Genomic DNA, 25,214 nt, shown 5'->3' on the forward strand with positions numbered 1-25,214 from the left:
TAATCGGAGCCGCGTTCGCCGTGCTGTCTGCTGTCGCTCTGAGCGCGTGTGCGCCGGACTCGGTCGCCCAGCAGTACCTCGAAGGTAGCGACAAGGGCTACATCTCCGCTGAGCTGACGGTGAGCGAGATCGCACCCGATGAGCGCGGGGAGCCCGTCGAGTTCGCGGGAGTAACCGAGCACGGCGACGAGTTCACCAGCTCTGAGATCGCCGGAGATGTGACCGTCGTCAACTTCTGGTACGCAGCCTGTGGGCCCTGCCGAGTCGAAGCGAAAGATCTCGAGGCGGTCTGGCAACAGTACGAAGACCAGGATGTGTCCTTCGTCGGGGTCAACACCTACGATCAGCCCGACACTGCTCGCGCATTCGCCGAAGAGTATGGCATCACCTACCCGAGCCTCATCGATGTCGACTCCGGCGATGCGAAGCTCGCGTTCGCGAAGGTCACCCCGATCCAAGCGACGCCGACCACGCTCGTTCTTGATAAGCAGGGGCGCGTTGCGGCTCGGATCATCGGCCAGCTCGATGGACCGAGCATCCTCTCCACCCTCGTGGGAGACGCGCTCGCGGAGAGCGCGTGAACACTCAGGAGCTGATCGGCTCTGGAGCCCTCTGGCTGGCGATTCCGGTCGCCATGCTCGCCGGACTCGTGTCCTTTCTCTCGCCCTGTGTGCTGCCGCTCGTGCCGGGATACCTCGGTTTTCTCGGTGGTGCGGCGGCGCCGCGTGGAGTTTCGGGAACGTCGGCAGGCTCGGGGAGCAAACCCGCCCGTGGCCGTCTGGTCCTCGGCGTGCTGCTGTTTATCCTCGGCTTCAGCGTCGTCTTCATCGCCTTCACGGCCATCGGTGGCGCAGCATCGGTGTTCTTCCTGCAATGGGGCGAGCTGATCACCCGCATTCTGGGCATCGTGATCATCGCGATGGGGCTCGTCTTCGTGGGATTATTCGGATTCATGCAGCGGGAGGTCCGGCTGCAGGTCAACTCGAGAACCGGTCTCATCGGCGCGCCCTTGCTCGGCTTTGCCCTCGGCATCGGCTGGGCTCCGTGCATCGGGCCGACACTCGCGGCCATCACCGCCGTCTCCTGGACTCTCGGCGATCCCGTGCGCGCAGGTCTGCTCGGTCTGGCGTACAGCCTCGGCCTCGGCATCCCGTTCCTGCTCGTCGCGCTCGGTTTCGGCTGGGCGACGAAGGCGGTCGGGTTCCTGCGCCGCCACATCCGTATCGTGAACATCATCGGCGGTGCCCTGCTCATCGCACTTGGCCTGCTCATGGTCACCGGGTTGTGGACCGAGATCATGTCGCGGTTGACGGCGGTGATGGGCAGTGTCAACCTCCCGCTCTGAGAACGCCGCCTCTGAAGACAAGAACAAGGATGCTGTGAAAACCGAATCCACTGATCCGCTGCGCCCCTCCGACCACGTCAACAGCGACGGCGGGGCGATCATCCAGCCGCGTCTCGGTGTCGTCGGCTGGCTGCGCTGGGGCTGGCGTCAGCTGACGTCGATGCGCACGGCGATCATCCTGCTGCTCGTGCTGGCGGTCGCAGCGATTCCCGGGTCGATCTTCCCGCAGCGCATGGCCGATCCCAACGGCGTCACGCAGTGGCAGAGCGAGAACCCCGACCTGTTCCCCGTGCTCGACGCGATGGACCTGTTCGATGTCTACCTGTCACCGTGGTTCTCGGCGATCTACCTGCTGCTGTTCATCTCGCTGGTCGGTTGCGTGCTTCCGCGCATCAAGCACCACATCACCGCGCTGCAGGCGCGGCCGCCGCGCACGCCGGCGCGCCTGAAGCGCCTCGAAGACCACCGGGAGGCGACGCGTGAGGCAGCGGATGCCGACGCCGAGGCCGCCCGGTCGATCGAGGTCGCCCAGAAGCAGCTCAAAGCACTCGGCTACCGTGTCGAGCGGTACGACCGCGGGCGCACCTGGTCGGTGTCGGCCGAGCGCGGATATTGGCGTGAGACCGGCAACCTGGTCTTCCACTTGGCCCTCGTCGGCGTGCTCATCACCGTCGGCATCGGCGGCAGCTTCGCCTACACGGGCCAGCGCGTGGTCGTCGAGGGACAGACCTTCGTCAACACGCTGCTCGACTACGAATCCATGAACCGCGGACGTTTCGTCAGCGATGAGGCGCTCGAGCCGTACGCCATGACGCTCAACTCCTTCGACGTCACCTATGAGGAGTACGGCAGCGCGGCCTCCGGCCAGGCCGGCGGGTTCGCGGCGAATGTCAGCGTGCGCGAAGAGGGCGACACGTGGGATGACGCCGTGCGCGTCAACCACCCGCTCGACATCGCCGGAGACAAGATCTATCTCCTCGGCAACGGATACGCGCCGACCATCACGGTGCGCAACGCCGATGACGAGATCGTCTTCCGCAACTCGGTCCCGTTCCTCCCGCAGGACACCAACCTCACCTCGCTCGGCGTCATCAAGGTCACCGACGGCATGCCCGAGCAGCTCGGCATCGCCGCGTTCTTCTACCCGACCGTCGCCCAGCTCGAGTCCGGGGCGTACACCTCGATCTACGGCGATCTGTACAACCCCGTGCTGACGCTGCGCGTCTACGAGGGCGACCTCGGCATCGACGGCGGAACGCCCCGCTCGGTGTACGTGCTCGACACCGAGGAGCTCACGCCGATCGTCGGCGACGGCAGCGGCGTCGAATCGATCGAGCTGCAGCCCGGCGAGACGGCAGAGCTGCCCGATGGGCGAGGAACCGTCACCTTCGAGAACGAGGCGCCGGCCGGTTCGACCGACTACCTCGACTCCGTGAAACGGTTCGCCTCGCTGCAGATCCACCACGATGCATCCGCCGTCTGGGTGCTGGTCTTCGCGCTGCTCGCCCTCGCCGGACTGATGATCGCCCTCTTCGTGCCCCGCCGGCGCATGTGGGTCAAGGCCACCGCCGAGGACGGCGCGATCACCCTCGAGTACGCGGGCCTCGCCCGCGGTGAGGATCCCACGCTCGCCGCCGCCGTCGACGACCTCGCCGCCGGCCACGCACGGCTCCTCGATTCCGCAGAAACCCCCCGAAAGTAGACTGGGACCATGGACCTCGATTCCCTCTCGATCCTGTTCATCTGGACAGCGATCGCGATCTACGCCGGCGCGTTCGTCGCCTACGCGTTCGATCTCGCCCGCCGTTCGGAGGTCAGCGCCGATGCGCGCTTCGAGCGCGAGTCCGCGCTGGTGGGCGCCGGAGCATCCGGCGCGCCGATCGTGCAGGGCGCGAAGACGCCCGCCAAGCCGCGATACGTCATGGCGCGCATCGGCACGACGCTGACGGTGATCGCCTTCCTCCTGCACCTGGGAGCGACGGTCATGCGCGGGATCGCGGCCGAGCGCGTGCCGTGGGCCAACCTGTACGAGTTCGCGATGACGGGAACGCTCCTCATCGTCTTCGTCTACCTGCTGGTCCTCACCCGGGTCGATCTGCGCTTCCTCGGCACGTTGATCACGGGGCTCGTCGTGATCCTCATGGGCACCGCGGGGCTGAGCTTCTACGTCGGCGTCGTGCCGCTCCCCGATGCGCTCAAGAGCGTCTGGCTGGTCATCCACGTGTTCGTCGCCTCGCTCGCGACCGCATTCTTCGCGCTCGCGTTCGGACTGTCGGTCCTGCAGCTGCTGCAGTCGCGGCGGGAGCGCCGTCTGGCAGAGAAGGCCGAGAAGCCGGGGCTGAAGTTCATGAGCACCCTGCCCGGTGCGGAGAAGCTCGAGGGGATGGCGTTCCGTTTCGCGATCGTCGGGTTCATCTTCTGGACCTTCACGCTGATCGCCGGCGCCATCTGGGCGCAGGATGCCTGGGGCCGCTACTGGGGCTTCGACGTCAAGGAGACCTGGACCTTCATCGTCTGGGTGCTCTACGCCGGATACATCCACGCCCGCGCGACGCGCGGTTGGCGCGGCAACCCGTCGGCCTGGCTGTCGATCGTCGGCTTCAGCGCCGTGATCTTCAACTTCACGATCGTGAACGTGTTCTTCAAGGGACTGCACGCGTACAGCGGCCTCAGCTGAGTCGCGCCGTGGCTGCCGGTCGGCAGCGCCGTGGAGGAACCGCCCGGAGACGATCGTCTCCGGGCGGTTCGCCGTTTCGGCGGGGTATGCGCGGTCGGTGTGTGGTCGGTGTGGTGCCGTCAGTCGGATTCTTCGGGGCCTGTGCCGGTGCTGCGAGGGCCCTGCCGGCCGGGACACGCCGTGAGCCGGGGCTGCTGTCCGACGGGCGGCACACGGGCCGGGGCCGGCATGCGGCATCCGGCACGAGCGCAAACAGAAGATCCCCCGGAGCGGATGCGTTCCGGGGGATCTTCAGTGAGCGGGACGGATGCTACGCCTGGGCGAGCACAGCCTTCGCCGAGGTCGTGCGGCGCAGGGCCACCACGAGGGTCGTGACGACCAGGGCCAGCACCGCCCACACGATGAGCGCCGCCACGGCCGCGCCGTTGCCGGCGATGAGGCCGGTGAACGCCGGCGCCGTGGGCAGGGCCGCGCTGATCGACATCAGCCATCCGGGAACAGTGGAGATGAGGCCGGTGGCGACCGCGACCACACCCACCAGGGCGCTGATCCAACGGCCGATGCCGCCGAAGACGGCGACGAGGGCCTGGTTCACGGCGGCGAAGGCGATGCCGGCGATGACGGCGGTGCCGGCGAACGCCCACCAGGCGGCGGCGTCGTACTTCGCGACGAACTGCACGATGAGAGCGACGAGCACGCCCTGACCGGCGCCGAGGAGGGCCGCCGGGGCGAAGGCACGCAGGGCAAGGGCTCCCGAGGCGCGACGCGAGGTCAGCGTGCGGGCGGTGTGCGCACGCATCACGAGGAACGAGGCGAGGCCCCCGAACCACAGTGCGACGGCGGCGAGCAGCGGGATCGCGGTCGGGCCGAAGATCGTGCTTCCACCGGCGTCGGAGGACACCGGATCGGCGATCACCGAGGCGATCGAGGTCGATTCCTCGTCGGTGAACGAGGGGAGCTGCTCGGATGCCGTGCGCAGGCCGCCGGCGAGGTCGCCGGTTCCTGTGGCGAGGGCGTCGAGGCCCTCGGCGAGGGTCGTCGCGCCCTCGGAGAGCTGGGTGGCGCCGTCGCCGAGCGCGGTTGCGCCGGTGGACAGAGCGGATGCGCCGCTCGCGGACTGGTCGACGCCGTCGGCCAGCTGCGTGAGCGCACCGGCAAGAGAAGTCGCACCGGCGCCGGCCGTGCGCAACTGGGCGGCGAACGTGGACGGGAGCGCCGCGACGCCGGTGGAGACGCCGTCGATGTGGCCGTTCGCGTAGCCCGCTGCCGCTGCCGCGTCGCGTACGGATTTTTCCGCACCGCCCACGGTCTGTGCGTCGGCGTCGATGGCGGTGGCGCTGGCGGCGAGCCGGTTGCAGAAGTCTTCACCGGCGGCAGCGGGGTCGCATTCCCGTGCCAGGTCGCTGAGGCCCGCTGCATTTCCGCGGAGCGATGCGGCGGCCCCGCCGAGGGTCGTCGCTGCCGAGAGGGTGGAGTCCGCCGCGGTCTGCGCGTACCCGGCTGCGGCCGATGCCGCACCGACGAGCTTGTTCAGGTCGCCGTCGGGGGCCTCCAGAGCTGCGGCGCCCTGGGTGAGGCCGGCGCCGAGCTCACCGGCGCCGGCGGCGGCGGAACGGGTTCCCGAGCCGATCGTGCCGAGGCCGGCGGCTAGGTCGTTCGCCCCGCTGCCGAGCTGGGTTGCGCCGTCGGCGAGCTGGGTCGCGCCGCCCGGGAGCTCTGCTGCGCCGTCTGCTGCGCTGCGCGCTCCGTCGGCGAGCTCGAGGGCCCCGGAGGCCGCTTCACCGATCTGATCGCCGATGGTCGTGAACCCGACGAGCACGTTCTCGAGGGTGGCCTCCGAGAGCATGGTGCCGAGGCTGGATGCCGCGGCCGAGGCGATCTGCGAGGTGATGAGGTCGTCGGCGATCAGGGCGTCGTCGGGGGTGGTGACGGAGATGGTCGCCTGCTCGGGGGTCCCCTCGCCGGTGAACGCCTGACCGGCGGAGGTCGCCGCGGCGGAGAACTCGGCGGGGATCGTGACGACCGCCTGGTACTTGCCGGTGGCGAGGCCATCGGCGGCGTCGTCCTCGTTGGAGATGACCCAGGTGAGGTTGGAGTCGAGGTCGTCCGAGCCTTCGACGAGGCCCGAGGAGAGCTGGCGCCCGAGAGGGGTGTACTGGTCGTCGATCGTGACGGGCTCGTCGAGGTTGACGATCGCCGCGGTCATGCTGTCGAGGCGATCGGTCGGGTTCTGCAGCGCGGCGACGAGGATGCCCCCGATGATGGCGGGCAGCAGCAGCACGCCCAGCAGCGTCAGCCAGGTGACGGGCTTGCGGGAGCGGGCGCGTTCGATGGGGAGGGTCATGCGGTCACCTCGGAGTCGTGGTGTGCGGGCGACGCCGCGGCGTCGAGGAAGTCGGGCGTCGGCCAGGACGCCTCGGTGAGGATGATGCGCGCGGTGCCAGCATCGGATGCCGTGGCGAGCACGGCGAGCTCGCGCCGTGCGGCGGCGTCCCGCAGCATGGCCGTGGCCTGATCACGCTGGGCGCCGGTGAAACGGTCGATGCTGTCGATGACGACGAGCTCGGACGTGCCGCGCAGGGCCTCCTGCAGGTCGAGCAGCGCAGCATCCGGGTCGTCGACGAGGACGAGGCCGACGCGTCCGCGCACCCAGGCCGCCCGGCCGGGCAGCAGGTGGCCGTCGACGCGCAGCAGCCCGGATTCGGGGGTCAGGCGTCCGGAGATCGCGAGGGCGAGCGCACGGCGAGCGGCACGGCCGCGGCCGTCGACGATGAGAGCCTGCCCGGGGGCGAGGCGCAGTGACAGCCCCTCGATGAGGGGAGCATCGCCGCTGAGCACGAGGTCGTCGGCGGCGACGAGCGAGCCGTCGCCGGGCCATGCCTCGAGGTGGCGCTCGCGCTCGACGGCCTCTCCCTCGATGTCGACGCTGGGCAGGATCTTCTCGAGCCAGGCGGGGATCTCCCACGCCTTCTCGCCCAGCAGCGCCATGAGCGCGGGGATCAGTGTCATGCGCACGAGGAAGGCATCGATCGCGATGCCGGCGGCGAGGCCGAGCGCGATCGGCTTGAGCGACGAGTCACCCTCGGGCACGAACGCGACGAACACGGCGAACATGATGAGACCGGCGGCCGTGACGACCTTCGCCGATCCGGTGAATCCGCTGCGCACGGCGCGCTTCGCGGCTGCCCGCCGCGCTGCGCGGTCAGGGGATTTGGCGTCGGGGTCGTGGACGAAGTCCTCGCGCATGCGCGAGACGAGGAAGACCTGGTAGTCCATCGCGAGGCCGAACAGCACGCCCATGAGGATGATCGGCATGAAGCTGATGATCGGACCGACCTTCGCGACGTGCAGGAGGTCTGCCGCCCAGCCCCAGGAGAACACGGCGCCGACGACGCCGAAGGCGGCGACGATCGACAGCAGGTATCCGAGGGCGGCGGTGACGGGCACCCAGATCGAGCGGAACACGATCGTCAGCAGCACGAGAGACAGGCCGATGACGAAGATGCCGAAGGGCAGCAGCGCTGCGCCGAGCTGGTCGGAGATATCGATCGCGACGGCGGTGAAGCCGGTGACCTTGATGTCGATGCCGAACTCCTCGAGCCATTCGTCGTGGTGCGAGCGCAGTTCGCGCACCACATCGGCGGTGGCCGGGTCATCCGGGGCGGTCTCGGGGATCACCTGAACGATGCCCGTATCGGCGGTCTCGTTCGGGGTGGCGAGCGCGACCTCCTTGACGCCGGGGATCTCGGCGACGGCATCCCCGAGGTCTTCCATGAGGCCCAGAGGATCGGTGGAGGTGACGATCGTGCCGGTGAGCACGAGCGGACCGTTGAATCCGGGTCCGAACTCCTCGGCGACGAGGTCGTAGCTCTGGCGCGCTTCGTCGTCGGGGGCGAGCACGCCGGCGTTGGGGAGCGCGAGGTTGAGGCTGAGCGCCGGGATCGCGACGGCCCCGAGGCCGAGGATGACAGCGAGCGAGACGAGCACCGGATGCTTCGTCACCCCGCCGACCCAGCGATCGGAGAAGCCGCGGCGCGGTGCCTTCGCGGTGCTCTTCGGGGCCTTCTTCGGACGGCCGACGATGCGCATGCCGAGGAAGCCGAGCACGGCGGGCGTCAGAGTCACCGAGATGAGAACGCCGAAGGCGACGGCGACGGATGCCGCGATGCCCATGGTCGTCAGGAACGGGATGCCGGCGAAACCGAGGCCGATCAGGGCGATGAGCACAGTGATGCCGGCGAAGACGACGGCCGATCCCGCGGTTCCCACAGCCCGGGATGCCGATTCCTCGGGGGCGACGCCCTCGCGGACCTGGTCCTGGTGGCGCGCCATGATGAACAGCGCGTAGTCGATGCCGACCGCGAGCCCGAGCATGAGCGCGAGCAGCGGGGTCGTGGAGGAGATGGTCGAGAAGGCGGTCGCGGCGTAGATGCCGGCGATCGAGATGCCGACGCCGAGGACGGCGGTCAGCAGCGGGAGGCCCGCGACGACGAACGAGCGGAACGTCACGACGAGGACGAGCAGGGCGATCACCAGGCCCACGGCCTCGGTGAGGGTCACGCCCGGGATCGAGATCGCGAACAGGTCGCCGCCGAGCTTGAGCTCGGTGCCGGCGGGCAGTTCGTCGCGCAGCGCGTCGACGGCGGCGGTGAGAGCGTCCTTCGTCTCATCCGAGACGTCGGTGGACTGGCCGTCGAACTGCAGCTGGACGATCGCGGCGGTCTCGGACTCGTTGACCATCCCCTCGATCATCTCGTCGTAGGGGGAGGTGACGGCCAGGGCGCCCTTGAGGTCGGCGAGCTCATCGACGGCATCCTCGATCGGCTCACGATAGGCGGCATCCGTGATCGAGTCGCCGTCGGCGGCGACGACGATGAACTGCGCGTTCGTGCCGCTCACCTGCGGGAACGAGCGGCCGAGCTGCTCGATGCCCTCCTGCGCCTCGGTGCCGGGGATCGTGAAGGAGTTGTCCGTGCCCTTCTGGAGGAACAGGGCGCCACCGCCGGCGAGGGCGAGGACGATGAGCCAGGCGGCGAGGACGCGCCAGGGGTGGCGGAACGACCAGCGTCCGAGGGACGACAGGAGTGTGGACACAGGATCCTCCGAGGAGTCGGACGGGAGAATGGATACAGATGTGTATCCGATACATCTCTGTATCCTACGCGGGTCGGGCGTGTGAAACTGTGGGCAGGATGTGAGAGTGGGAGCATGACGATTCCGGTGACGAAAAGGCGCGAGAACACCCGTGCGCGGCTGCTCGACGCTGCCGCCCAGGTGTTCGCCGAGGTCGGCCTGGAAGGCGCCAGCGTCGAAGCGATCTGCGAGCGCGCAGGATTCACCCGCGGTGCCTTCTACTCGAACTTCGTCTCGAAGGACGAGCTGTTCCTCCAGCTGGCGTCCGCCTTCGCCGAGCGCCGGCTCGTGCAGGTGCGCGCCAGCATCGCCGCATTCACCGAATCCGGTGAGCTGCACAGCGGCGCCGACGCTTTCGAGCTCGTGCGCCGCGTGCTCGAATCCGGCGAGGAGGATCGCCTCAGCATCCTCATGATGAGCGAGATCCGCATCCGCGCCCTCCGTGATGAGGAGTTCGGCGCCGCTTACCTCGCCCAGGAGAAGGACCTCGTCGACGGCATCCAGGAGATCATCCGGGGCATCGTCGACGCCGGCCTGTTCTCGTTGCGCGTCGACGTCGAGACCGCCGCGCGCATCCTCATGAGCGTGTGGGGCGATGCCATGGTGATCGGGGCGATCGGTGGCCTCTCCGAGAGCCAGATGCAGGACACGGGAGGCGCCATGCTCGGACGCCTCGTGGAGCTCATCGTCTGCGAGCCCTGATCCCTCAGGGCTGATCCGTCAGCGCGGCGCGAGCAGGGCGTGGCAGCGGGTCAGGCGGTCCAGCCACGCGTCGCGCCGGTCATCGGATGCCGCGAGCCGGTCGAGTCGCGCAGCATCCGGGATCACACGTCCCGCCGGGATCGCTCCATCCAGGGGCACGAGGTCGGCGACGTCCTCGATGAACAGCGCGCCGGTGCCCAGGCCGCAGTCGAAGTCGAGCGCGGGGAGCGCGGCCGCGAGCGCCGCGCCCTGGCTCAGGCCCACGGCGGTGTCGAGAGCGCTGGAGACCACCGCGGGCAGGCCCGCCTCGGCGACGATGTCGAGGGCGCGGCCGATGCCGCCCAGCGGCTGCGCCTTGATGATGACGAGGTCGGCGGCGCCGGCGCGGGCCACGGCGATCGGGTCCTCGGCCTTGCGCACGCTCTCGTCGGCGGCGATCGGGATATCCATGTACTTCACCCGCGCACGCAGCTCGGCGAGCTCGGCGACGGTGGCACAGGGCTGCTCGGCGTACTCGAGGTCGAACTCGGCGAGTGCGTGCAGGGCGCGTTCGGCCTCATCCACGGTCCATGCCGCATTGGCGTCGATGCGCACGCGCCCCTCCGGGCCGAGTACCTCGCGCACGGCGCGCACGCGGGCGATGTCGTCGGCGAGGTGCTGGCCGGGGTCGGCGACCTTCACCTTGGCGGTGCGGCATCCGGGGAAACGGGCGAGGATTCGGGGGACGTCCGCCGCGTCGACCGCCGGGACGGTGGCATTGACGCGGATGCTCGCGCGGTGCGGTGCGGGCTGCTCGTTCCATGCGTAGTCGATCGCCGCCGCGAGCCAGGTTGCGGCCTCGGCATCGTCGTACTCGACGAAGGGCGAGAACTCCGCCCACCCCTTCGGGCCCTCGAATAGGAGCGCCTCGCGAGTGGTCACCCCGCGGAACCGGGTGGTCATCGGCAGGGTGACGACGCGGGCGGTGGCGAGCAGGTCTTCCAGCGCGGGGAGCATGTGCCCATTGTCACCCCGACCTGCCGCCTCGCGCCGAACCTCGCACCGAATCGCCCGGCCGTGGCGTGTCGAGGGTAGTCGGGGCGGGCGGTCTCGCCTGAAGCCCGGGACGGGGGAGAAGGGGAGAAAACATCCATTGCCATAGTGTGTCTCACACGGTAAGGTGTGAGACATGAATGAAGTGACCGACACGCATCTGCAGGAACTGCGCCGCGGAACCGTGGTGCTCGCCTGCCTGCAGCTGCTGCGCGCGCCCGGGTACGGCTACGGTCTGCTCGAGCAGCTCGAACGACTCGGCTTCACCACCGACGCGAACACGCTCTACCCGTTGCTGCGCCGGCTCGAGAAGCAGGGCTTCCTCACGAGCGAGTGGAACACCGATGAGGCCAGGCCCCGCAAGTTCTACCGCACCTCGACCGAGGGCGCCGCCCTCGCCGACACCCTCACCACCGAATGGGTCGCCCTCACGCAGGCGATCGCCGCCCTCACCGAAGAGGAGAACTGACATGCCCAGCACGTACACCGAGCGATACATCGCCGCCGTCGCGAAGACCCTGCCGCCGCAGACCCAGGACGACGTGCGCGTCGAGCTGCAGGCATCCATCGCGGATGCCGTCGACGCGCGCATCGACCAGGGCGACGATCCGGCCGACGCCGAGCGCGCCGTCCTCGCCGACCTCGGCGACCCTGCCGCGCTCGCCGCGGGCTACGCCGACCGGCCGCTGCACCTCATCGGACCGCGCTACTACCTGACCTGGTTGCGGCTGCTGAAGCTGCTGCTGTGGATCGTGCCGATCTGCGTTGCCGGAGCAGTGGCGCTCGGAACGACGATCTCGAACGCGCCGATCGGCGAGATCATCGGCCAGACGGTCTCCGTCGGAATCAGCGTTATCGTCCACCTGGTGTTCTGGACCACGCTCGTCTTCGCGGTGCTCGAACGCACCGGCGCCGACACCGGAGCGGTCTGGAACGTCGACATGCTCGCCGAGCCCGAAGCATCCGGAAGCGGCCGCAGTGATGCGATCGCCTCGATCGTCATGGTCGTGATCCTCGCCGGCGCGATTGTCTGGGATCGCCTGCGCGGGTTCGTCCTCGCCGACGGCGAGGCGCTGCCGATCCTCAACCCGGATCTGTGGCCGTGGTGGGTGGCGGGGCTCTTCGCGCTGCTCGCGGCCGAAGCCGTCCTCGCCGTCGTCGTGTGGGCGCGGGGCCGCTGGAGCGTCGGCGCCGCGATCGTGAACACGGCACTCGCGGTGCTCTTCGTCAGCTGGGGGCTCACGCTGCTCGTGCGCGGTGAGCTCGTGAACCCCGAGTTCCTCGCCTTCGTCGTCGAGGCCGGCGGGGACGGGTTCGCGGCAGGAGATGCCGGCGCCGCTGAGCAGGGCGGCGTGCTGCGCATCCTCGCCGTGCTCACCGGATTCGTCATCGTCGGCATCTCGGCGTGGGATGCGATCGACGGCTGGCGCAAGACCCGCCGCGCGGCGCGCGCGTAGGCTGGGATCATGGTCTCCGATCTCTTCGATCCCGCGGAATGGGTGCTCGCGCCCGGTGCCGAGCACTACACCGACATCACCGCGCACGTCACGCACGACGGCGGCGTCGCCCGCATCGCCTTCAACCGCCCCGAGGTGCGCAACGCGTTCCGCCCGCACACGGTCGACGAGCTGCACCGGGCGCTCGACATCGCCCGGCAGGATCCGAAGATCGGCGCAGTGCTCCTCACCGGCAACGGTCCGAGTCCGAAGGACGGCGGCTGGGCGTTCTGCTCGGGAGGCGACCAGCGCATCCGCGGGCGCGACGGCTACAAGTACTCCGAGTCGACGACCGAGGTGCACGACACCGCCCGTGCGGGGCGTCTGCACATCCTCGAGGTGCAGCGGCTGATCCGCTTCATGCCGAAGGTCGTCATCGCGGTCATCCCCGGGTGGGCGGCCGGTGGCGGGCACTCGCTGCACATCGTCTGCGATCTGTCGATCGCGTCGGCAGAAGAGGCGAAGTTCAAGCAGACGGATGCTGACGTCGGAAGCTTCGACGCCGGATACGGCTCGGCGTACATGGCTCGCCAGACCGGGCAGAAGATCGCCCGCGAGGTGTTCTTCCTCGCCGAGGAGTACTCCGCGCAGCGCGCCTACGAGATGGGCGCGGTCAACCGCGTCGTCCCGCACGCCGAACTCGAGCGCGAGGCGCTGAAGATGGCGCGCACCGTGCTGACGAAGTCACCCACGGCGATCCGCATGCTGAAGTTCGCCTTCAACGCGGTCGATGACGGCATGGTCGGCCAGCAGGTGTTCGCCGGCGAGGCGACACGTCTCGCCTACGGGACAGACGAGGCCGTCGAGGGCCGCGACTCGTTCCTCGAGAAGCGCGACGCCGACTGGTCGGCGTTCCCGTACCACTTCTGATCGGCGGGCACGGTCATGCCAGAGCTGATCCCCGTGGCATCCGATGATGCTGTCGTTCTGCGCGATGCGCTGGCTCGCGCGCTCGACGGCGGCCCGGCGATCGGGCTCGGGATGCTCGGGGGTGAGTCCACGACGGTGTCGGAAGGCGTCGCCGTGGTGATCGCGACGTCCGGATCGACGGGTGTTCCGAAGCGGGTCATGCTCTCCGCCGAGGCGCTGCGCGCGGGAGCCGAAGCGACCGCTGCGCGCGTCGGCGCAGGACGCTGGCTGCTCGCGCTTCCCGCCTCCTATGTCGCGGGGCTGCAGGTGCTGACCCGATCGATCCTCTCGGGCACCGAGCCGAACGTGCTGAGCGGAAAGTTCTCCCCGCTGGCCTTCGCCGAGGCGACGCTGTCCCTCGTCCGCGAGGGGGGAGCGGACGACGCCCTGTTCACCTCGCTCGTGCCGGCGCAGCTTTCGACGCTGCTGGATGCCGCGGACGAAACCGCGGTGCGAGCATCCCTCACCGCCTATTCGGCGATCCTCGTCGGAGGCCAGGCCCTGCCCGAGCCGATCCGCGAGCGCGCGGCGGAGCTGGGCGTGCGGATCGTGCGCACGTACGGCTCCAGCGAGACGAGTGGCGGATGCGTGTACGACGGCATCCCGCTCGACACGGCCGCGGTGCGAACAGTCGACGGCGAGCTGCAGATCGCCGGCCCCATGCTCGCCGACGGGTACCTGGGCGATCCCGAGCGCACCGATCGCATCTTCGTCCGAGATGCGCACGGCATCCGCTGGTATCGCACCGGCGACCTCGGCATCGTGGAGGACGGCGTCGTGCGCGTGCACGGCCGCGCCGACAACGTCATCGTCTCCGGCGGCATCAACGTGTCGCTCGACCGGGTCGAGCGGGTCGTCCGGAACATCCCCGGTCTCGCCGGGGCGGTCGTCGTCGGCATTGAGGATCCTCGGTGGGGCGAAGCATCCGTCATCGTCGCCGCGCGCGGCGAGGCACTGCGTCGCACCGAGGCCGAACAGCTCGAGCACGCGCGGCAGGCGGTCGCCGACGGGATCGGCAAGCACGCGCGCCCCGCACGGCTCATCCTCGTCGATGAGATTCCGACCCTCGCATCCGGGAAACCCGACCGTGAGACGATCCGGCGGGCGGTCGCCGGCCCGCGCTGAGCACGACAGATACATCGCAAGACGGATGCCGCGGCATCCGCCCTCGCGTAGCGTGAGAACGTGATCCGTCCGCCGTCCCACGCCAGGCTCGTCGTCGACCTCGTCGCATCGCTCGCGCTGTTCGGGGCGTTGACGTCGATCTCGTTCGCCTTCTACGCGCCGGGCGCGCTGAGCACCACCATCCCCGAGGTCGTGGCCGTCGTCGCCCTCATCGTCTCGTCGATCCTGCAGTTCGGCGGTCTCGCCGTCGGCCGCATCGCCCCGGGGGTCGCGCTCGCCGCGGCCTGGGCAGGCGCGATCGTGCAGATGGCGGCGGGGCTGCAGCCACTGCCGATCAACCTGGCGATCCTCGGCGTGCTCTTCGCGACCGCCGCGTGGGGATCGCGACGCATCATGTGGGCGGGGCTCGCCTCGGCCGCGGGCGGCGGTGTCGTCGCCGTCGTCTACATGATCCTCGTCCACGGGCTGTTCCTCGGCACAGAGGGGCTGGCGAGCCTCACCGCGACCATTCTCGTCTTCGTCGTCGTCGTGATGCTCGCCCTCATCGCGCCCTGGATGGGCGGTTTCGGCTGGCGGATGGTGCTGCGCTGGCGCGCGAGCCGCGAGGCCCAGTCGCTCGCCGAGCTCGCAGCCGCCGAGGAACAGGAACGGGTCGCGATCGCCCGGGACATGCACGACGTCGTGGCGCATTCCCTGGCCGTGATCATCGCGCAGTCCGATGGGGCGCGTTATGCCGCGGCATCCGACCCGGCGATCGCCGTCGATACCCTCGGGACCGTCTCGGAGACGGCGCGCGCCGCGCTGTCGGACGTGCGGATGCTGCTCACACAGCTGCGCCACCGCCAGGGCGACGGTCCGCAGCCGATGCTCGCCGATCTCGAGCAGGTCTATGCGCAGGTGCGGCAGTCCGGCCGCGATCTGCGCGTCACGGTCGACCCGACCCCGCAGTCCGAGCCGCCGGCGGCGATTCAACTCGCCGTCTATCGCATCCTGCAGGAGGCGCTGACGAACGCGATCCGGCACGGCGCCGGTGACACGGTCGACGTCTCCCTGGCGTGGCTGCCCGAGCGCGTGGAGTTCGCGGTGCGCAACCCGGTCGGTCCTGGCGACGCGGGCGGTAGCGGCCACGGCCTCATCGGCATGCGCGAACGCGCACAACTGGTGGGCGGCACCGTGACCGCCGAGAGCGGGGAAGAGGAGTTCGTGGTGCGAGGGATGCTGCCGATTGGAGACGCCGAATGATCCGGGTGATGCTCGTCGACGACCAGGCGCTGTTCCGCGCCGGCATCCGCATGCTCGTCGGATCCCAGCCCGACATGGAGGTCGTCGCCGAGGCGGGCGACGGCGAGGAGGCCCTCCGTCTCGTCGCAGGCTCTCGGCCCGACGTCGTGCTCATGGACATCCGGATGCCGGTCATGGACGGCTTGACCGCCACCGCCCGGATGCTCGAGGCATCCGACGCCCCGCGCATCGTCATGCTCACCACGTTCGACCTCGACGAAGCCGCAGCGCGGGCGATCCGGCAGGGCGCGAGCGGCTTCCTCCTGAAGGACGCCGATCCGGAATTCCTGCTCGCCGCGATCCGCACGGTGCACTCCGGATCGAGTGTGATCGCCGCATCCGCCACCCGTGAGCTGTTCGCGCACTTCACGCCGCAGACGCGCCCCGTGCCGGAGTCGTTCGCAGCCCTCACCGACCGCGAACGGGAGATCTTCGCCCTCGCCGCCCGCGGACTGTCCAACGCCGAGATCGCGGGGCGCGAATACCTCAGTGAGGCGACCGTGAAGACGCACATCAGTCGCATCCTCACGAAGCTGTCGCTGCGCGATCGGGTGCAGCTGGTCGTGTTCGCTTTCGAGCACGGGCTGGCCTGAGCCGTTCCCGTTGCATCCGGTCCGGGATCATCCTCCGGATGTACGCGGATGCTCCGGGCGGGCGATGCGCCGCAGCATCCGCGATTCGTAGCGTCGGATGCATGGAGATCACGACCACCGACCTCGGGCTCGCCGCCCGTGTCCAGAACCTCACGAAGACCTATGGCACGGGCCACGGCGCCGTCACCGCCCTCGACGGGGTGAGCGTCGGCATCCGCCAGGGCCAGTTCACCGCGATCATGGGGCCGTCGGGATCGGGCAAGTCCACGCTCATGCACATCATGGCGGGCCTGGATGCGCCCACTGACGGACGCGTATGGATCGGGGACACCGACATCACCGGCCTCGGCGACCTCGAGCTGACGATTCTGCGTCGGCGCCGCGTCGGGTTCATCTTCCAGTCGTTCAACCTCGTGCCGACGCTCGATGCCAGAGCGAACATCCTCCTGCCGTTCGAGCTCGACGGCCGGCGGCCGACTGCGCTGGAGAGGGCTCGCATCGACGGACTGGTCGAGCGTCTCGGGCTCGCCGCGCGGCTCGGTCACCGCCCGCACGAGCTCTCCGGCGGACAGCAGCAGCGGGTTGCGATCGCACGTGCGCTCGCCACGGCACCCGACCTCGTCTTCGCCGACGAGCCGACCGGCAACCTCGACTCGCGTTCCGGCCGTGAGGTGCTGAAGCTACTCGCCGAGGCGAGCAGTCAGCAGGGACAGTCGATCGCGATGGTCACCCATGACGCGATCGCGGCGAGCCATGCCGACCGGGTGCTGTTCCTCGGCGACGGACGCATCGTCGCCGACCGGCCGCGCCAGAGCGCCGAGCAGATCGCGGCGCACATGCTCGCCGCGGAGGTGACGGCATGAGCGCTGTGACGGCGGTCGTCCCCGAGAGCTCGGCGACCGGACCGCGGTTCGGCTGGCTGAGCGAGCGGGGGATGGGCGCGAGCATCCTCGTCGCTGCTCTCTCGGCATCGTTCGGCGTCGTTCTGCTGGCGGCGACCGACTACAGCGGACGGATGCTTTCGCAGAACCCGTACATCGGGGACAGCGGCACACTCGCCGTGGTCGTCGGAATCCTGTCGGTGCTGCTGATCGGGGTGGCGATGTACGTCGCAGCGATCGTCACCGCCAACACCTTCTCGACCATCGTCGCCGGACGCACTCGGCGCATCGCCCTGCTGCGGCTGATCGGTTCGAGCGCCCGCGCGCAGCGCTCCGAGGTCGCCCGGCAGGGTCTCGTCGTCGGGGTTATCGGTGCAGCGGCCGGTGTCGTCGTCGGACTGGGCGTCGCGGCATCCGGGATCGCCCTCGCCGAGCGTTTCGTGGCATCCGTCGAAGGCTTCTCACTGGGGCAGCCGCTCTTCCTCGTGCCGGCCTTCGCGGTGGCCATCACTACCTGGGCAGCGGCGTGGGCCGGATCTCGTCGGGTGCTGACGGTGACGCCGCTGCAGGCGATCGGCGGGTCCGTCGAGCGCACGCACGAGGATGCCGCGGCCAGGCCCGTGCGTCACATCACGGCGCTGGTGCTCGTGGTCCTCGGCGTCGCGCTGCTCGTGGGCGGCGTGCTCGTCGGACTGATCACCCCGCTCGGCGTCATCGTGGCCTTCTTCGGCGGGCTCGCGTCGTTCACCGGTATCGCGCTCGCCGCGGTGCGGGTGATGCCGCCGCTGCTGCGTCTCGTCGGGCGCATGTTCGGGCGGTCGGCGGTCGCACGGCTCGCGGCGGAGAACGCGCTGCGGTATCCGGAGCGGTCGAGCCGGATGGCGATCGGCGTCGTGATGGGCGTGACGCTCGTGACGATGTTCGCCGTCGCGCTGGAGTCGGTGAAGAGGCTGCTCGCCGCGGCGGCCGGCGGTGCACTGGACCCGCAGTTCGCACTCATCATGGACGGATTCGCGACGGTCATGATGGTGCTCGTCGGCGTCTCGGCGGCGATCGCCGCGGTCGGGCTGGTCAACCTGCTCACGATCGGGGTGGTGCAGCGCCGCCGGGAACTTGGGCTGCTGCGGGCCGTGGGGCTGTCGAACGCGCAGGTGCGGCGGATGATCCTGCTCGAGGCGGTGCACATCACCGTGACGGCCACCGCGACGGGGCTCGTGCTCGGCGTCGGCTACGGGTGGGTGGCGGCGCAGTCGCTGCTGGGATCTGTACGAATGCCTCCGGATTTCGAGCAGACCGCCGGGCTCGTGGCGCCTGCCGTGCCGTGGATCCCGGTCGTCGTGATCGCCGTCGCCGCTGCGCTGCTCACGCTGATCGCCTCGGCCGCGCCGACCCGGCTCGCCACCCGCGTCGCACCCGTCGAGGCGCTCGCCGTGGACTGACGTCTTCCCGCATCCCTCCTGTCGCCGAGCCCCCGTCTTCGCGCCGAGCGCCCGTCGTGGGGCGCCCGGAAGACGGGGCGTCGGCGGCAAAGCGGGGCTAGGCGGTGGGAGGGACGGGCTACGGGGTGAACATGTCCTCGATCGTGCATCCGAAGGTCGCGGCGAGGCGGAACGCGAGGGGGAGCGACGGATCGAACCGTCCGCGCTCGATCGAGATGATCGTCTGGCGCGAGACGCCGAGCTCATCGGCGAGGCGCTGCTGCGACCATCCGCGCTCCTGGCGCCGAACCTGAAGCGAGTTCTCCATCTCAGCCCTGCCGCTTCGCGATGAGGTACCGGATGCCGCAGCTCAGCAGCGCTACGACGAGCACACCCATCAGCGCCCACATGGCGTCGAAGCGGAGCCCGGCCAACGCGATGCCGGTGAGAGCGAGTCCGGTGATGAGGATCGTGTCGCGGAACGCGCCTTCGGACGCCTGGTCGAGCCAGCGCGTCTCGACGGACTCCTCCGGGCGCTCGGTCGCATCGCGCAGCGTGCTGCGGTCGACGACGAGGGCGTAGACCAACGCGATACAGGGGGCGGACAGGCAGAGCGCGAGGACCGCGGTTCCCAGCAGAGCGATCTTGTCGGGGATGACCCCCGAGGCGAGGCCGATGAGGCTCGCCGCGGCGGCGATGAGGATGCCGACGGGGATCGCGATCGCCAGCGCGGGGGTACGGCCGCCGGCGAACTTCGTGCGTCCCCAACCAGTGTGCGGCTTCTGTGCGGTGTTCATGATGCCTCCGTGGTGAAGCGTGCTTGACATGTATGGTTAGCTTGACATGTCAAACGTGCTTGACGCAACACGGCGTCATGCGATGTGAGCCGCGGGTGCGGCTCTTCTAGGCTGAGAGCATGTCGCACCCCTTCGACCAGTCGTCGTACCAGGTCCGTTTCGAGTGGGGCGTTGCCGGTCTCGACCGCCTCGCGCCCGCCGACGTGATCGTCGTCGTCGACGTGCTGCGGTTCTCGTCCACCGTGACGGATGCTGTGGCATCCGGCCAGAACGTCGAACTCGCCGGCGCCCGCGAATGGTCGCCGAACGGGGCAGCCGTCGCAGAGGCCGCGGCAGCCGTGCCTGGTGCCACGGTCCTCCTCGGATCGCTGCGCAACGCATCAGCCGTCGCACGGACCGTGCTCGAGATCCAGAACCGCCGCCAGGCCCGCACCTCGGTGTCGGTCATCGCCGCGGGGGAGCGCGCGGGCGATGGCCTGCGCTTCGCCGTCGAGGATCAGCTCGGCGCCGGCGCGATCATCGCCGCGCTCAGCGACCTCGGCGCCGACCACACGTCTCCCGAGGCGGCGGCATCGTGCGAAGCCGCCCGCGGGCTCAGCCGCGCGGTTCGGCATCTGCTGACGGCATCCGGATCGGGCAAGGAGCTCGTCTCGGGAGCCGGCGGACAGCTCGCCACCGAGCGGATGCTGGCCGCGGGAATCACCCCGACCGAGCCGAAGGCCGCCGCTGAGACGGACGCCACCGAGGCCGTTCCCGTGCTCGCGGACGGTGTGTTCGTCGCCTTCGCTTGAAGGAGGGACCTCGGCCTCCGGCGCCCACACGGAGCGGGACGGCAGAGTCCTTGCCCCCCCAATCCGTTGCACAACTCAGGAGAATCGGCGCCCCCGACGTGATCTGCAGCGCAGAACCGCGGAAGTGCAGAAGTTCTCCTGAGTTGTGCAAACAACCAAGTAACCCAGGAGGGGACGGCGACGCGCGGTGGACCATGGCCGGGGCCCCGCCGTTCCTAGCGGGGTGTCTGTGCAGCGAGCTTCGTGGCCAGCGTGATTTCGCGCCGCACCCAGGTGAAGGCGTGCCGGGCGTCGAACGACTTCGAACATTTCGCGCACGACGTGGCGCGGGTGGGGCGGCGGTGCCGGTAGGTGGTGTGGCCGGAGGGGCAGGTTCCCACCCAGGGAGCGAGCTCTTCGGCTGTTTCGCCGTGGTGGGTGGTGCCGCCGACGTAACCGATCTCGGCGGCGACGGTCTTCCACTTCGGTCCGTGCGCGGCCTTGTGCCCGGCGAGCGCGTGGGCGACTTCGTGCAGCAGCACCTGGTGGATGTCGTCGTCCTCGAAACGTGCGGCGAGGTAGCGCGATACGGTGATGCGCTTGGCCCGAAAATCGCACTGACCGGCCCGGCGCTTCGCGTGGTCGAACCCGAACGACCAGGTGTCGTCGAGATGCAACCGGATCAGCGCTTCGCCCCAGGTGCGCACACGGTCGAGATCCGCCATGAGATCAGGCTAAGCCAGAGCGCCGACATTCGCGCGTTTCCGCGCGTGACGGTTCAGTAGACGGGGGTCACCAGTGCACCGCTGCGGCGCCGTTCGGCGGCTTCGATCGCCAGCAGTGCCGTCTCGAGCTCGGTGTCGGGCGCGCCGGCCTCGCGGCGCAGGAACAGGGCTTGCTTGAAGCTGTCGCGGGCCTGGTCGAAGTCGCCCGCCTCGTAGGCGTTGCGTCCGTGGTGATGGTGGGCGAAGGCGGCGATGCCGACCCAGTTCTGCCCCTCGGCTTCGGACGCGCACGTGGCGAGTTCCTGCTCGGCTGCGGCGTGGGCTCCGCGGTACTGGAGGATGGTCGCGTGGAGCACGCGCGAGCGCAGGACGTCCTTGCGGGTTCCGGCCATGCGGGCGACGCGCACCGATTCATCCGACAGCGCGAGGGCTTCGTCGAGACGGCCGAGGACCTTGAGCAGCCATACCCGTTCCAGCAGGGCGGGAAGGCTCCGTTGAGCCTCGATCTCGGCCAGTCGTTCAGCGCACTCGGCCGGGTCGACCTGTTCGCGAAGAGTCTCTGAGTCGTACCCCTTGATGTAACCCATGTGCTCTCCTTCCGCGGTGCTTCCCCCAGTCTGCCCGGCCGTTGCTCAGACGGGCCGAACGGCACACCTTGTGGGGGATTTCAGCGCAGGAAGATCGATGCGTCCGGCTTCGGGGAGGCGACGGCGTCGGCGTCGGTGACGACGGTCGCGTTCTGTGCGAAGGCGCGTACTTCGGGGCCCTGGGCGATTTTCGCGGGGTGGGGGCCGGCGGCGAGGATGCGGGGGAGCCATTCGGTGGGCAGGGTCGAGGCGGATGCCGCGACCACGAGGTTCCCGAAGCGGCGTCCCTTGAGCACCTGGGCGTCGGCGAGCACGGCGACATCGGCGAAGGCCTGTTGGATTGTCGCGACCTGCCGGCGGGCGAAGGCGAGGCCGGGGCCATCGGCGACGTTGACCAGGAGCACCCCGGTCGCGGAGAGGAGGGTCGCGAGTTCGCGGTAGAACTCGAGGCTCGTCAGGTGCGCGGGCGTCTGCGCGCCGGAGTAGACGTCGGAGACGATGAGGTCGCAGGTGCCGCGCAGAGCGGGCGGGAGCTTCTGGGCGCCGGCGCGGGCATCGCCGATGCGCATCCGGATCGAGGCTGCGCGCGGCAGCGGCAGGTGTTCGCGCACGAGGGCCGCCAGCGGCGCTTCCAGCTCGATGACCTGCTGGCGCGAGCCGGGGCGGGTGGCTTCGACGTAGCGCGGCACGGTGAGCGCACCGGCGCCGAGGTGCACCGCGGTGAGCGGGCCGGCCGGAAGCTGGTCGATGACGGCGCCCATGCGGACGACGTATTCGAAGTGCAGGTGGGTGGGGTCATCGAGGTCGACGTGGGACTGCGGCGTGCCGTCGACGACGAGTTCGAATCCGTTCGTGAACTCCGAGGGGATGATTTGCGCCGTGCCCCCGTGGTCGAGGCGTGCTTCAGGGTGCTCGACATCTCGAGCGCGGATGCGTCCCATGCTCTTGAGCTTAGGCGCGCGTCGGGGCGACTGCTGCGGCGATGGCCTCGTCGAGGGCCGGATGCTCGAATCGGAACCCGTCGTCGTTCAGGCGGCTCGGGAGCACCTGTTGATCGGCGAGCAGGAGCTCTTCGGCGGCGAGGCCCATGCCGGCGCGGAGTGCGAAGGCCGGCAGACGTAGACGATACGGGCGGCTGAGGGCGCGGGCGAGTCCGGTCGTCACCTGTCGCGATGTTGCGGATGCCGGGGCGACGAGGTTCACTGCGCCGGAGAGTGAGGATTCTGCGGCCAGATGCAGGAGGGCGCGGGCCTCGTCGGCGAGGGCGATCCATGGCCAGTGCTGCGTTCCTGTGCCGACGGTCGCACCGAGGCCGAAGCGCGTCGTCAGCATGAGCGGTTTCAGAGCTCCGTCGGCGGCGAGCACGAGGCCTGTGCGGGCGTGCACGACGCGTGTTGTGCGCTCCGCCGGTTCGGTGGCTTCTTCCCACGCGCCGACGACGTCGGCGAGGTAGCCCGCGCCGCGGGGTGATTCCTCGGTGAGGGGCTCGCCGGGGCGGTCGCCGTAGAAGCCGACGGCCGATCCCGAGACCCATGCTTTCGGCGGGGCATCGGAGGCTGCGATCGCCCGGGCGATCGTCGTCGTGGCATCCACCCGGCTGCGCAGGATCTGCTTGCGGTACTTCTTCGTCCAGGGCAGCCGCGACAGGCTTGCGCCCGACAGGCTGATGATCGCATCGGCCCAGGCGACGGCCTCTGAGGGGAGGGCGCCGGATGCCGGATCCCACGCGTATTCGTCGGCACCGGGGGTGCGTCGCACGAGACGCCGCACCTCGTGCGCATCGGCGTGCCGGGCCACGGCCGTGCCGATCAGTCCGGAGGCCCCGGCCAGCAGAATGCGCATCGCGTCTCCTCGCGTCGTCTTCGACGCTATCAGGGGCATCGGACGCCGCCGATGAGTGCCCCGAAACAAACATTCACACCGTCGATATCGGATCGAAACACGCAGACGTTTGGATTCTGAGTGCGCGCTGGGTAGCTTCTAAGGATCACCGTGCACTGGGGACGATGACGCTCCCAGCGTGCGCAATGAAGCGCCCCACAGGGAAGGTACCCAGCATGTACAACTCATCCATGCGTCGACGCGGCTTGGTCGCCGTCAGCGGAGCGGCCATCGCCACTCTGCTGCTCGCCGGTTGCGTCGCCAGTGAACGTGGCGACGGCGGCGGAGCGGCCGGCGACGTCGACACGACGTTCGTGTTCGCAGCATCCAACGACCCGGCCGGTCTCGACCCCGCCTTCGCGCAGGACGGGGAGACGTTCCGCGTCTCGCGCCAGATCTTCGAGGGCCTCGTCGGCACCGAGCCCGGGACCGCCGACCCCGCGCCGCTGCTCGCCGAGTCGTGGGACTCGGCCGAGGACGGCATGTCGCACACGTTCCACCTGAAGGAGGGCGTGACCTTCCACGACGGCACGCCGTTCAACGCCGAAGCCGTCTGCGCGAACTTCGACCGCTGGTACAACTGGACGGGCCTGGCCGCCTCCGAGGCGTTCGCGTACTACTACACGAAGCTGTTCCATGGTTATGCCGACAGCCCCGAGAACGCCGTCTACAAGTCGTGCACGGTCGATGACGACTCGACCGCGACGGTCGAGCTGAACAAGCCCTTCGCCGGCTTCATCCCCGCACTCTCCCTCCCGGCCTTCTCGATGCAGAGCCCGGCGGCGATGAAGGAGTTCGGTGCGGACGAGATCGGCGGCTCCGCCGAGGCCCCGCAGATGTCGGAGTACGCCGAGGGCCACCCCGCCGGCACCGGCCCGTTCAAGTTCGACGACTGGTCGCGCGGCGAGCAGCTCACGCTGAGCTTCAACGAGGACTACTGGGGCGAGAAGGGGCAGATCGAGCAGATCATCTTCCGCGTCATCGACGACCCGACGGCACGTCGTCAGTCGCTGGAAGCCGGAGACATCGACGGCTACGACCTCGTCGGCCCGGCCGACACCGCTGCCCTCGATGAAAAGGGCTTCACGATGGTGTCGCGCCCGCCGTTCACCATCCTCTACCTCGCCTTCAACCAGGCGATCCCGGAGCTCGCCGACCCGAAGGTCCGTGAGGCGCTCTCCTATGCGATCGACAAGGACGCCCTGATCACCCAGGTGCTGCCCGAGGGAACGCAGAAGGCGACGCAGTTCATGCCGCCGGTCGTCAACGGCTACAACGAGGACATCACGACCTACGACTACGACGTCGACAAGGCGAAGGAACTGCTGGCGGAGGCCGGCTACGACGAGGCCAACCCGCTGAAGCTGACGTTCAACTACCCGGTCAACGTCTCGCGCCCCTACATGCCGGACCCCGAGCAGATCTTCACCGTGCTCTCCTCGCAACTCGCCGAGGCGGGCGTCGAGACCACTCCGGTCTCCGAGGAGTGGGGCGAGTACCTCGACCGCACCTCCGGCACGGCGGATCACGGCATCCACCTGCTCGGCTGGACCGGCGACTACAACGACACCGACAACTTCGTCGGCGTGTTCTTCGGCGGTCAGAGCTCCGAGTGGGGCTTCGACAACCCGGAGCTCTTCCAGGCGCTGACGGATGCTCGTGGCATCGCCGACCTCGATGAGCAGAGCGCGCTCTACCAGGACATCAACGAGATGGTCGCGACCTTCATCCCCGGTGTCCCGCTCGCGCACCCCGCTCCGACGCTGGCCTTCGACCCCCGGGTCGAGTCCTTCCCGGCCAGCCCGGTCAACGACGAAGTCTTCAACGAGATCGTCCTGACCAAGTAAGGGCGAAGACGCCGC

Annotated in this window: 24 protein-coding genes; 15 read left to right on the top strand and 9 right to left on the bottom strand. The window is 69.4% G+C overall.

Annotation, left to right across the window (positions count from 1 at the left end; translation table 11 throughout):
- Positions 1-20 precede the first annotated feature (20 nt).
- From ACWAUG_RS04065 to ccsB, 4 genes are read left to right on the top strand one after another with little or no spacing between them, the layout of a single operon-like run.
- On the top strand, positions 21-581 hold the full coding sequence (locus tag ACWAUG_RS04065) for a TlpA family protein disulfide reductase (RefSeq protein WP_460801421.1): 561 nt from the start codon (positions 21-23) through the stop codon (positions 579-581).
- The gene (locus ACWAUG_RS04070; protein ID WP_460801423.1) at positions 578-1,345 is read left to right on the top strand and encodes a cytochrome c biogenesis CcdA family protein; all 768 of its coding nucleotides are present in this window, start codon (positions 578-580) and stop codon (positions 1,343-1,345) included. The genes ACWAUG_RS04065 and ACWAUG_RS04070 overlap by 4 nt, the downstream gene beginning before the upstream one ends.
- A gap of 34 nt (positions 1,346-1,379) precedes the next feature.
- A complete protein-coding gene (gene resB / locus ACWAUG_RS04075) occupies positions 1,380-3,047 on the top strand; it encodes a cytochrome c biogenesis protein ResB (RefSeq protein WP_460801424.1) in 1,668 nt (555 codons plus the stop codon).
- Between the two features lie 9 nt (positions 3,048-3,056).
- On the top strand, positions 3,057-4,022 hold the full coding sequence (gene ccsB / locus ACWAUG_RS04080; RefSeq protein WP_460801426.1) for a c-type cytochrome biogenesis protein CcsB: 966 nt from the start codon (positions 3,057-3,059) through the stop codon (positions 4,020-4,022).
- 310 nt (positions 4,023-4,332) lie between these two features.
- Here ccsB and ACWAUG_RS04085 read toward each other — a convergent pair whose 3' ends face one another.
- Complete coding sequence (locus ACWAUG_RS04085) at positions 4,333-6,366, bottom strand: YhgE/Pip domain-containing protein (RefSeq protein WP_460801427.1); 2,034 nt, start codon at positions 6,364-6,366, stop codon at positions 4,333-4,335.
- The gene (locus tag ACWAUG_RS04090; protein WP_460801429.1) at positions 6,363-9,116 is read right to left on the bottom strand and encodes an MMPL family transporter; all 2,754 of its coding nucleotides are present in this window, start codon (positions 9,114-9,116) and stop codon (positions 6,363-6,365) included. The genes ACWAUG_RS04085 and ACWAUG_RS04090 overlap by 4 nt, the downstream gene beginning before the upstream one ends.
- Before the next feature lie 114 nt (positions 9,117-9,230).
- On the opposite strand from ACWAUG_RS04090, the gene ACWAUG_RS04095 reads away from it, so the two are divergent.
- A complete protein-coding gene (locus ACWAUG_RS04095) occupies positions 9,231-9,857 on the top strand; it encodes a TetR/AcrR family transcriptional regulator (RefSeq protein ID WP_460801431.1) in 627 nt (208 codons plus the stop codon).
- 18 nt (positions 9,858-9,875) lie between these two features.
- Here the strand turns inward: ACWAUG_RS04095 and ACWAUG_RS04100 are convergent, their stop codons facing one another.
- The gene (locus tag ACWAUG_RS04100) at positions 9,876-10,853 is read right to left on the bottom strand and encodes an o-succinylbenzoate synthase (protein ID WP_460801433.1); all 978 of its coding nucleotides are present in this window, start codon (positions 10,851-10,853) and stop codon (positions 9,876-9,878) included.
- A gap of 172 nt (positions 10,854-11,025) precedes the next feature.
- Here ACWAUG_RS04100 and ACWAUG_RS04105 point away from each other — a divergent pair, with 172 nt between their 5' ends.
- The 8 genes from ACWAUG_RS04105 (at position 11,026) to ACWAUG_RS04140 (ending at position 18,613) form a co-directional block, all read left to right on the top strand.
- Entirely contained in the window at positions 11,026-11,358 is a 333-nt protein-coding gene (locus ACWAUG_RS04105) for a PadR family transcriptional regulator (RefSeq protein WP_460801435.1), read from the top strand.
- 1 nt (position 11,359) lies between these two features.
- Positions 11,360-12,346: a permease prefix domain 1-containing protein gene (locus ACWAUG_RS04110; protein WP_460801437.1), complete on the top strand. Its 987-nt coding sequence runs from the start codon at positions 11,360-11,362 to the stop codon at positions 12,344-12,346.
- Positions 12,347-12,355: 9 nt separating this feature from the next.
- Positions 12,356-13,255 (top strand): 1,4-dihydroxy-2-naphthoyl-CoA synthase, encoded by a 900-nt coding sequence (locus tag ACWAUG_RS04115; RefSeq protein ID WP_298037439.1) that lies wholly within the window; start codon positions 12,356-12,358, stop codon positions 13,253-13,255.
- A 15-nt stretch (positions 13,256-13,270) separates the two neighbouring features.
- The gene (locus ACWAUG_RS04120) at positions 13,271-14,419 is read left to right on the top strand and encodes an AMP-binding protein (RefSeq protein WP_460801439.1); all 1,149 of its coding nucleotides are present in this window, start codon (positions 13,271-13,273) and stop codon (positions 14,417-14,419) included.
- A gap of 60 nt (positions 14,420-14,479) precedes the next feature.
- A complete protein-coding gene (locus ACWAUG_RS04125) occupies positions 14,480-15,661 on the top strand; it encodes a sensor histidine kinase (RefSeq protein ID WP_298037441.1) in 1,182 nt (393 codons plus the stop codon).
- Positions 15,658-16,293: a response regulator gene (locus ACWAUG_RS04130; RefSeq protein WP_298037442.1), complete on the top strand. Its 636-nt coding sequence runs from the start codon at positions 15,658-15,660 to the stop codon at positions 16,291-16,293. The genes ACWAUG_RS04125 and ACWAUG_RS04130 overlap by 4 nt, the downstream gene beginning before the upstream one ends.
- A 101-nt stretch (positions 16,294-16,394) precedes the next feature.
- Positions 16,395-17,156, top strand: coding sequence for an ABC transporter ATP-binding protein (locus tag ACWAUG_RS04135; RefSeq protein ID WP_298037443.1), 762 nt, complete (start codon positions 16,395-16,397; stop codon positions 17,154-17,156).
- Positions 17,153-18,613: an ABC transporter permease gene (locus tag ACWAUG_RS04140; protein ID WP_460801441.1), complete on the top strand. Its 1,461-nt coding sequence runs from the start codon at positions 17,153-17,155 to the stop codon at positions 18,611-18,613. Before ACWAUG_RS04135 ends, ACWAUG_RS04140 begins: the two co-directional genes overlap by 4 nt.
- Before the next feature lie 118 nt (positions 18,614-18,731).
- Here ACWAUG_RS04140 and ACWAUG_RS04145 read toward each other — a convergent pair whose 3' ends face one another.
- The gene (locus tag ACWAUG_RS04145; protein ID WP_298037445.1) at positions 18,732-18,920 is read right to left on the bottom strand and encodes a helix-turn-helix transcriptional regulator; all 189 of its coding nucleotides are present in this window, start codon (positions 18,918-18,920) and stop codon (positions 18,732-18,734) included.
- 1 nt (position 18,921) lies between these two features.
- Entirely contained in the window at positions 18,922-19,389 is a 468-nt protein-coding gene (locus ACWAUG_RS04150; protein WP_298037446.1) for a hypothetical protein, read from the bottom strand.
- A 119-nt stretch (positions 19,390-19,508) separates the two neighbouring features.
- On the opposite strand from ACWAUG_RS04150, the gene ACWAUG_RS04155 reads away from it, so the two are divergent.
- Positions 19,509-20,180 (top strand): 2-phosphosulfolactate phosphatase, encoded by a 672-nt coding sequence (locus ACWAUG_RS04155; RefSeq protein WP_460801443.1) that lies wholly within the window; start codon positions 19,509-19,511, stop codon positions 20,178-20,180.
- A gap of 215 nt (positions 20,181-20,395) precedes the next feature.
- On the opposite strand, the gene ACWAUG_RS04160 is transcribed toward ACWAUG_RS04155, so the two are convergent.
- From ACWAUG_RS04160 to ACWAUG_RS04175, 4 genes are all read right to left on the bottom strand, one after another.
- Positions 20,396-20,884: a SprT-like domain-containing protein gene (locus ACWAUG_RS04160; protein ID WP_460801445.1), complete on the bottom strand. Its 489-nt coding sequence runs from the start codon at positions 20,882-20,884 to the stop codon at positions 20,396-20,398.
- 53 nt (positions 20,885-20,937) lie between these two features.
- Positions 20,938-21,471 (bottom strand): hypothetical protein, encoded by a 534-nt coding sequence (locus ACWAUG_RS04165; protein ID WP_298037451.1) that lies wholly within the window; start codon positions 21,469-21,471, stop codon positions 20,938-20,940.
- A gap of 80 nt (positions 21,472-21,551) precedes the next feature.
- Positions 21,552-22,412, bottom strand: coding sequence for a spermidine synthase (locus tag ACWAUG_RS04170; protein WP_460801447.1), 861 nt, complete (start codon positions 22,410-22,412; stop codon positions 21,552-21,554).
- Positions 22,413-22,422: 10 nt separating this feature from the next.
- The gene (locus ACWAUG_RS04175) at positions 22,423-23,313 is read right to left on the bottom strand and encodes a TIGR01777 family oxidoreductase (protein WP_298037454.1); all 891 of its coding nucleotides are present in this window, start codon (positions 23,311-23,313) and stop codon (positions 22,423-22,425) included.
- Positions 23,314-23,528: 215 nt separating this feature from the next.
- Here ACWAUG_RS04175 and ACWAUG_RS04180 point away from each other — a divergent pair, with 215 nt between their 5' ends.
- Positions 23,529-25,199, top strand: coding sequence for an ABC transporter substrate-binding protein (locus ACWAUG_RS04180; protein ID WP_298037455.1), 1,671 nt, complete (start codon positions 23,529-23,531; stop codon positions 25,197-25,199).
- Positions 25,200-25,214 lie beyond the last annotated feature (15 nt).

This window comes from Microbacterium sp. GXF6406 (assembly GCF_054798215.1).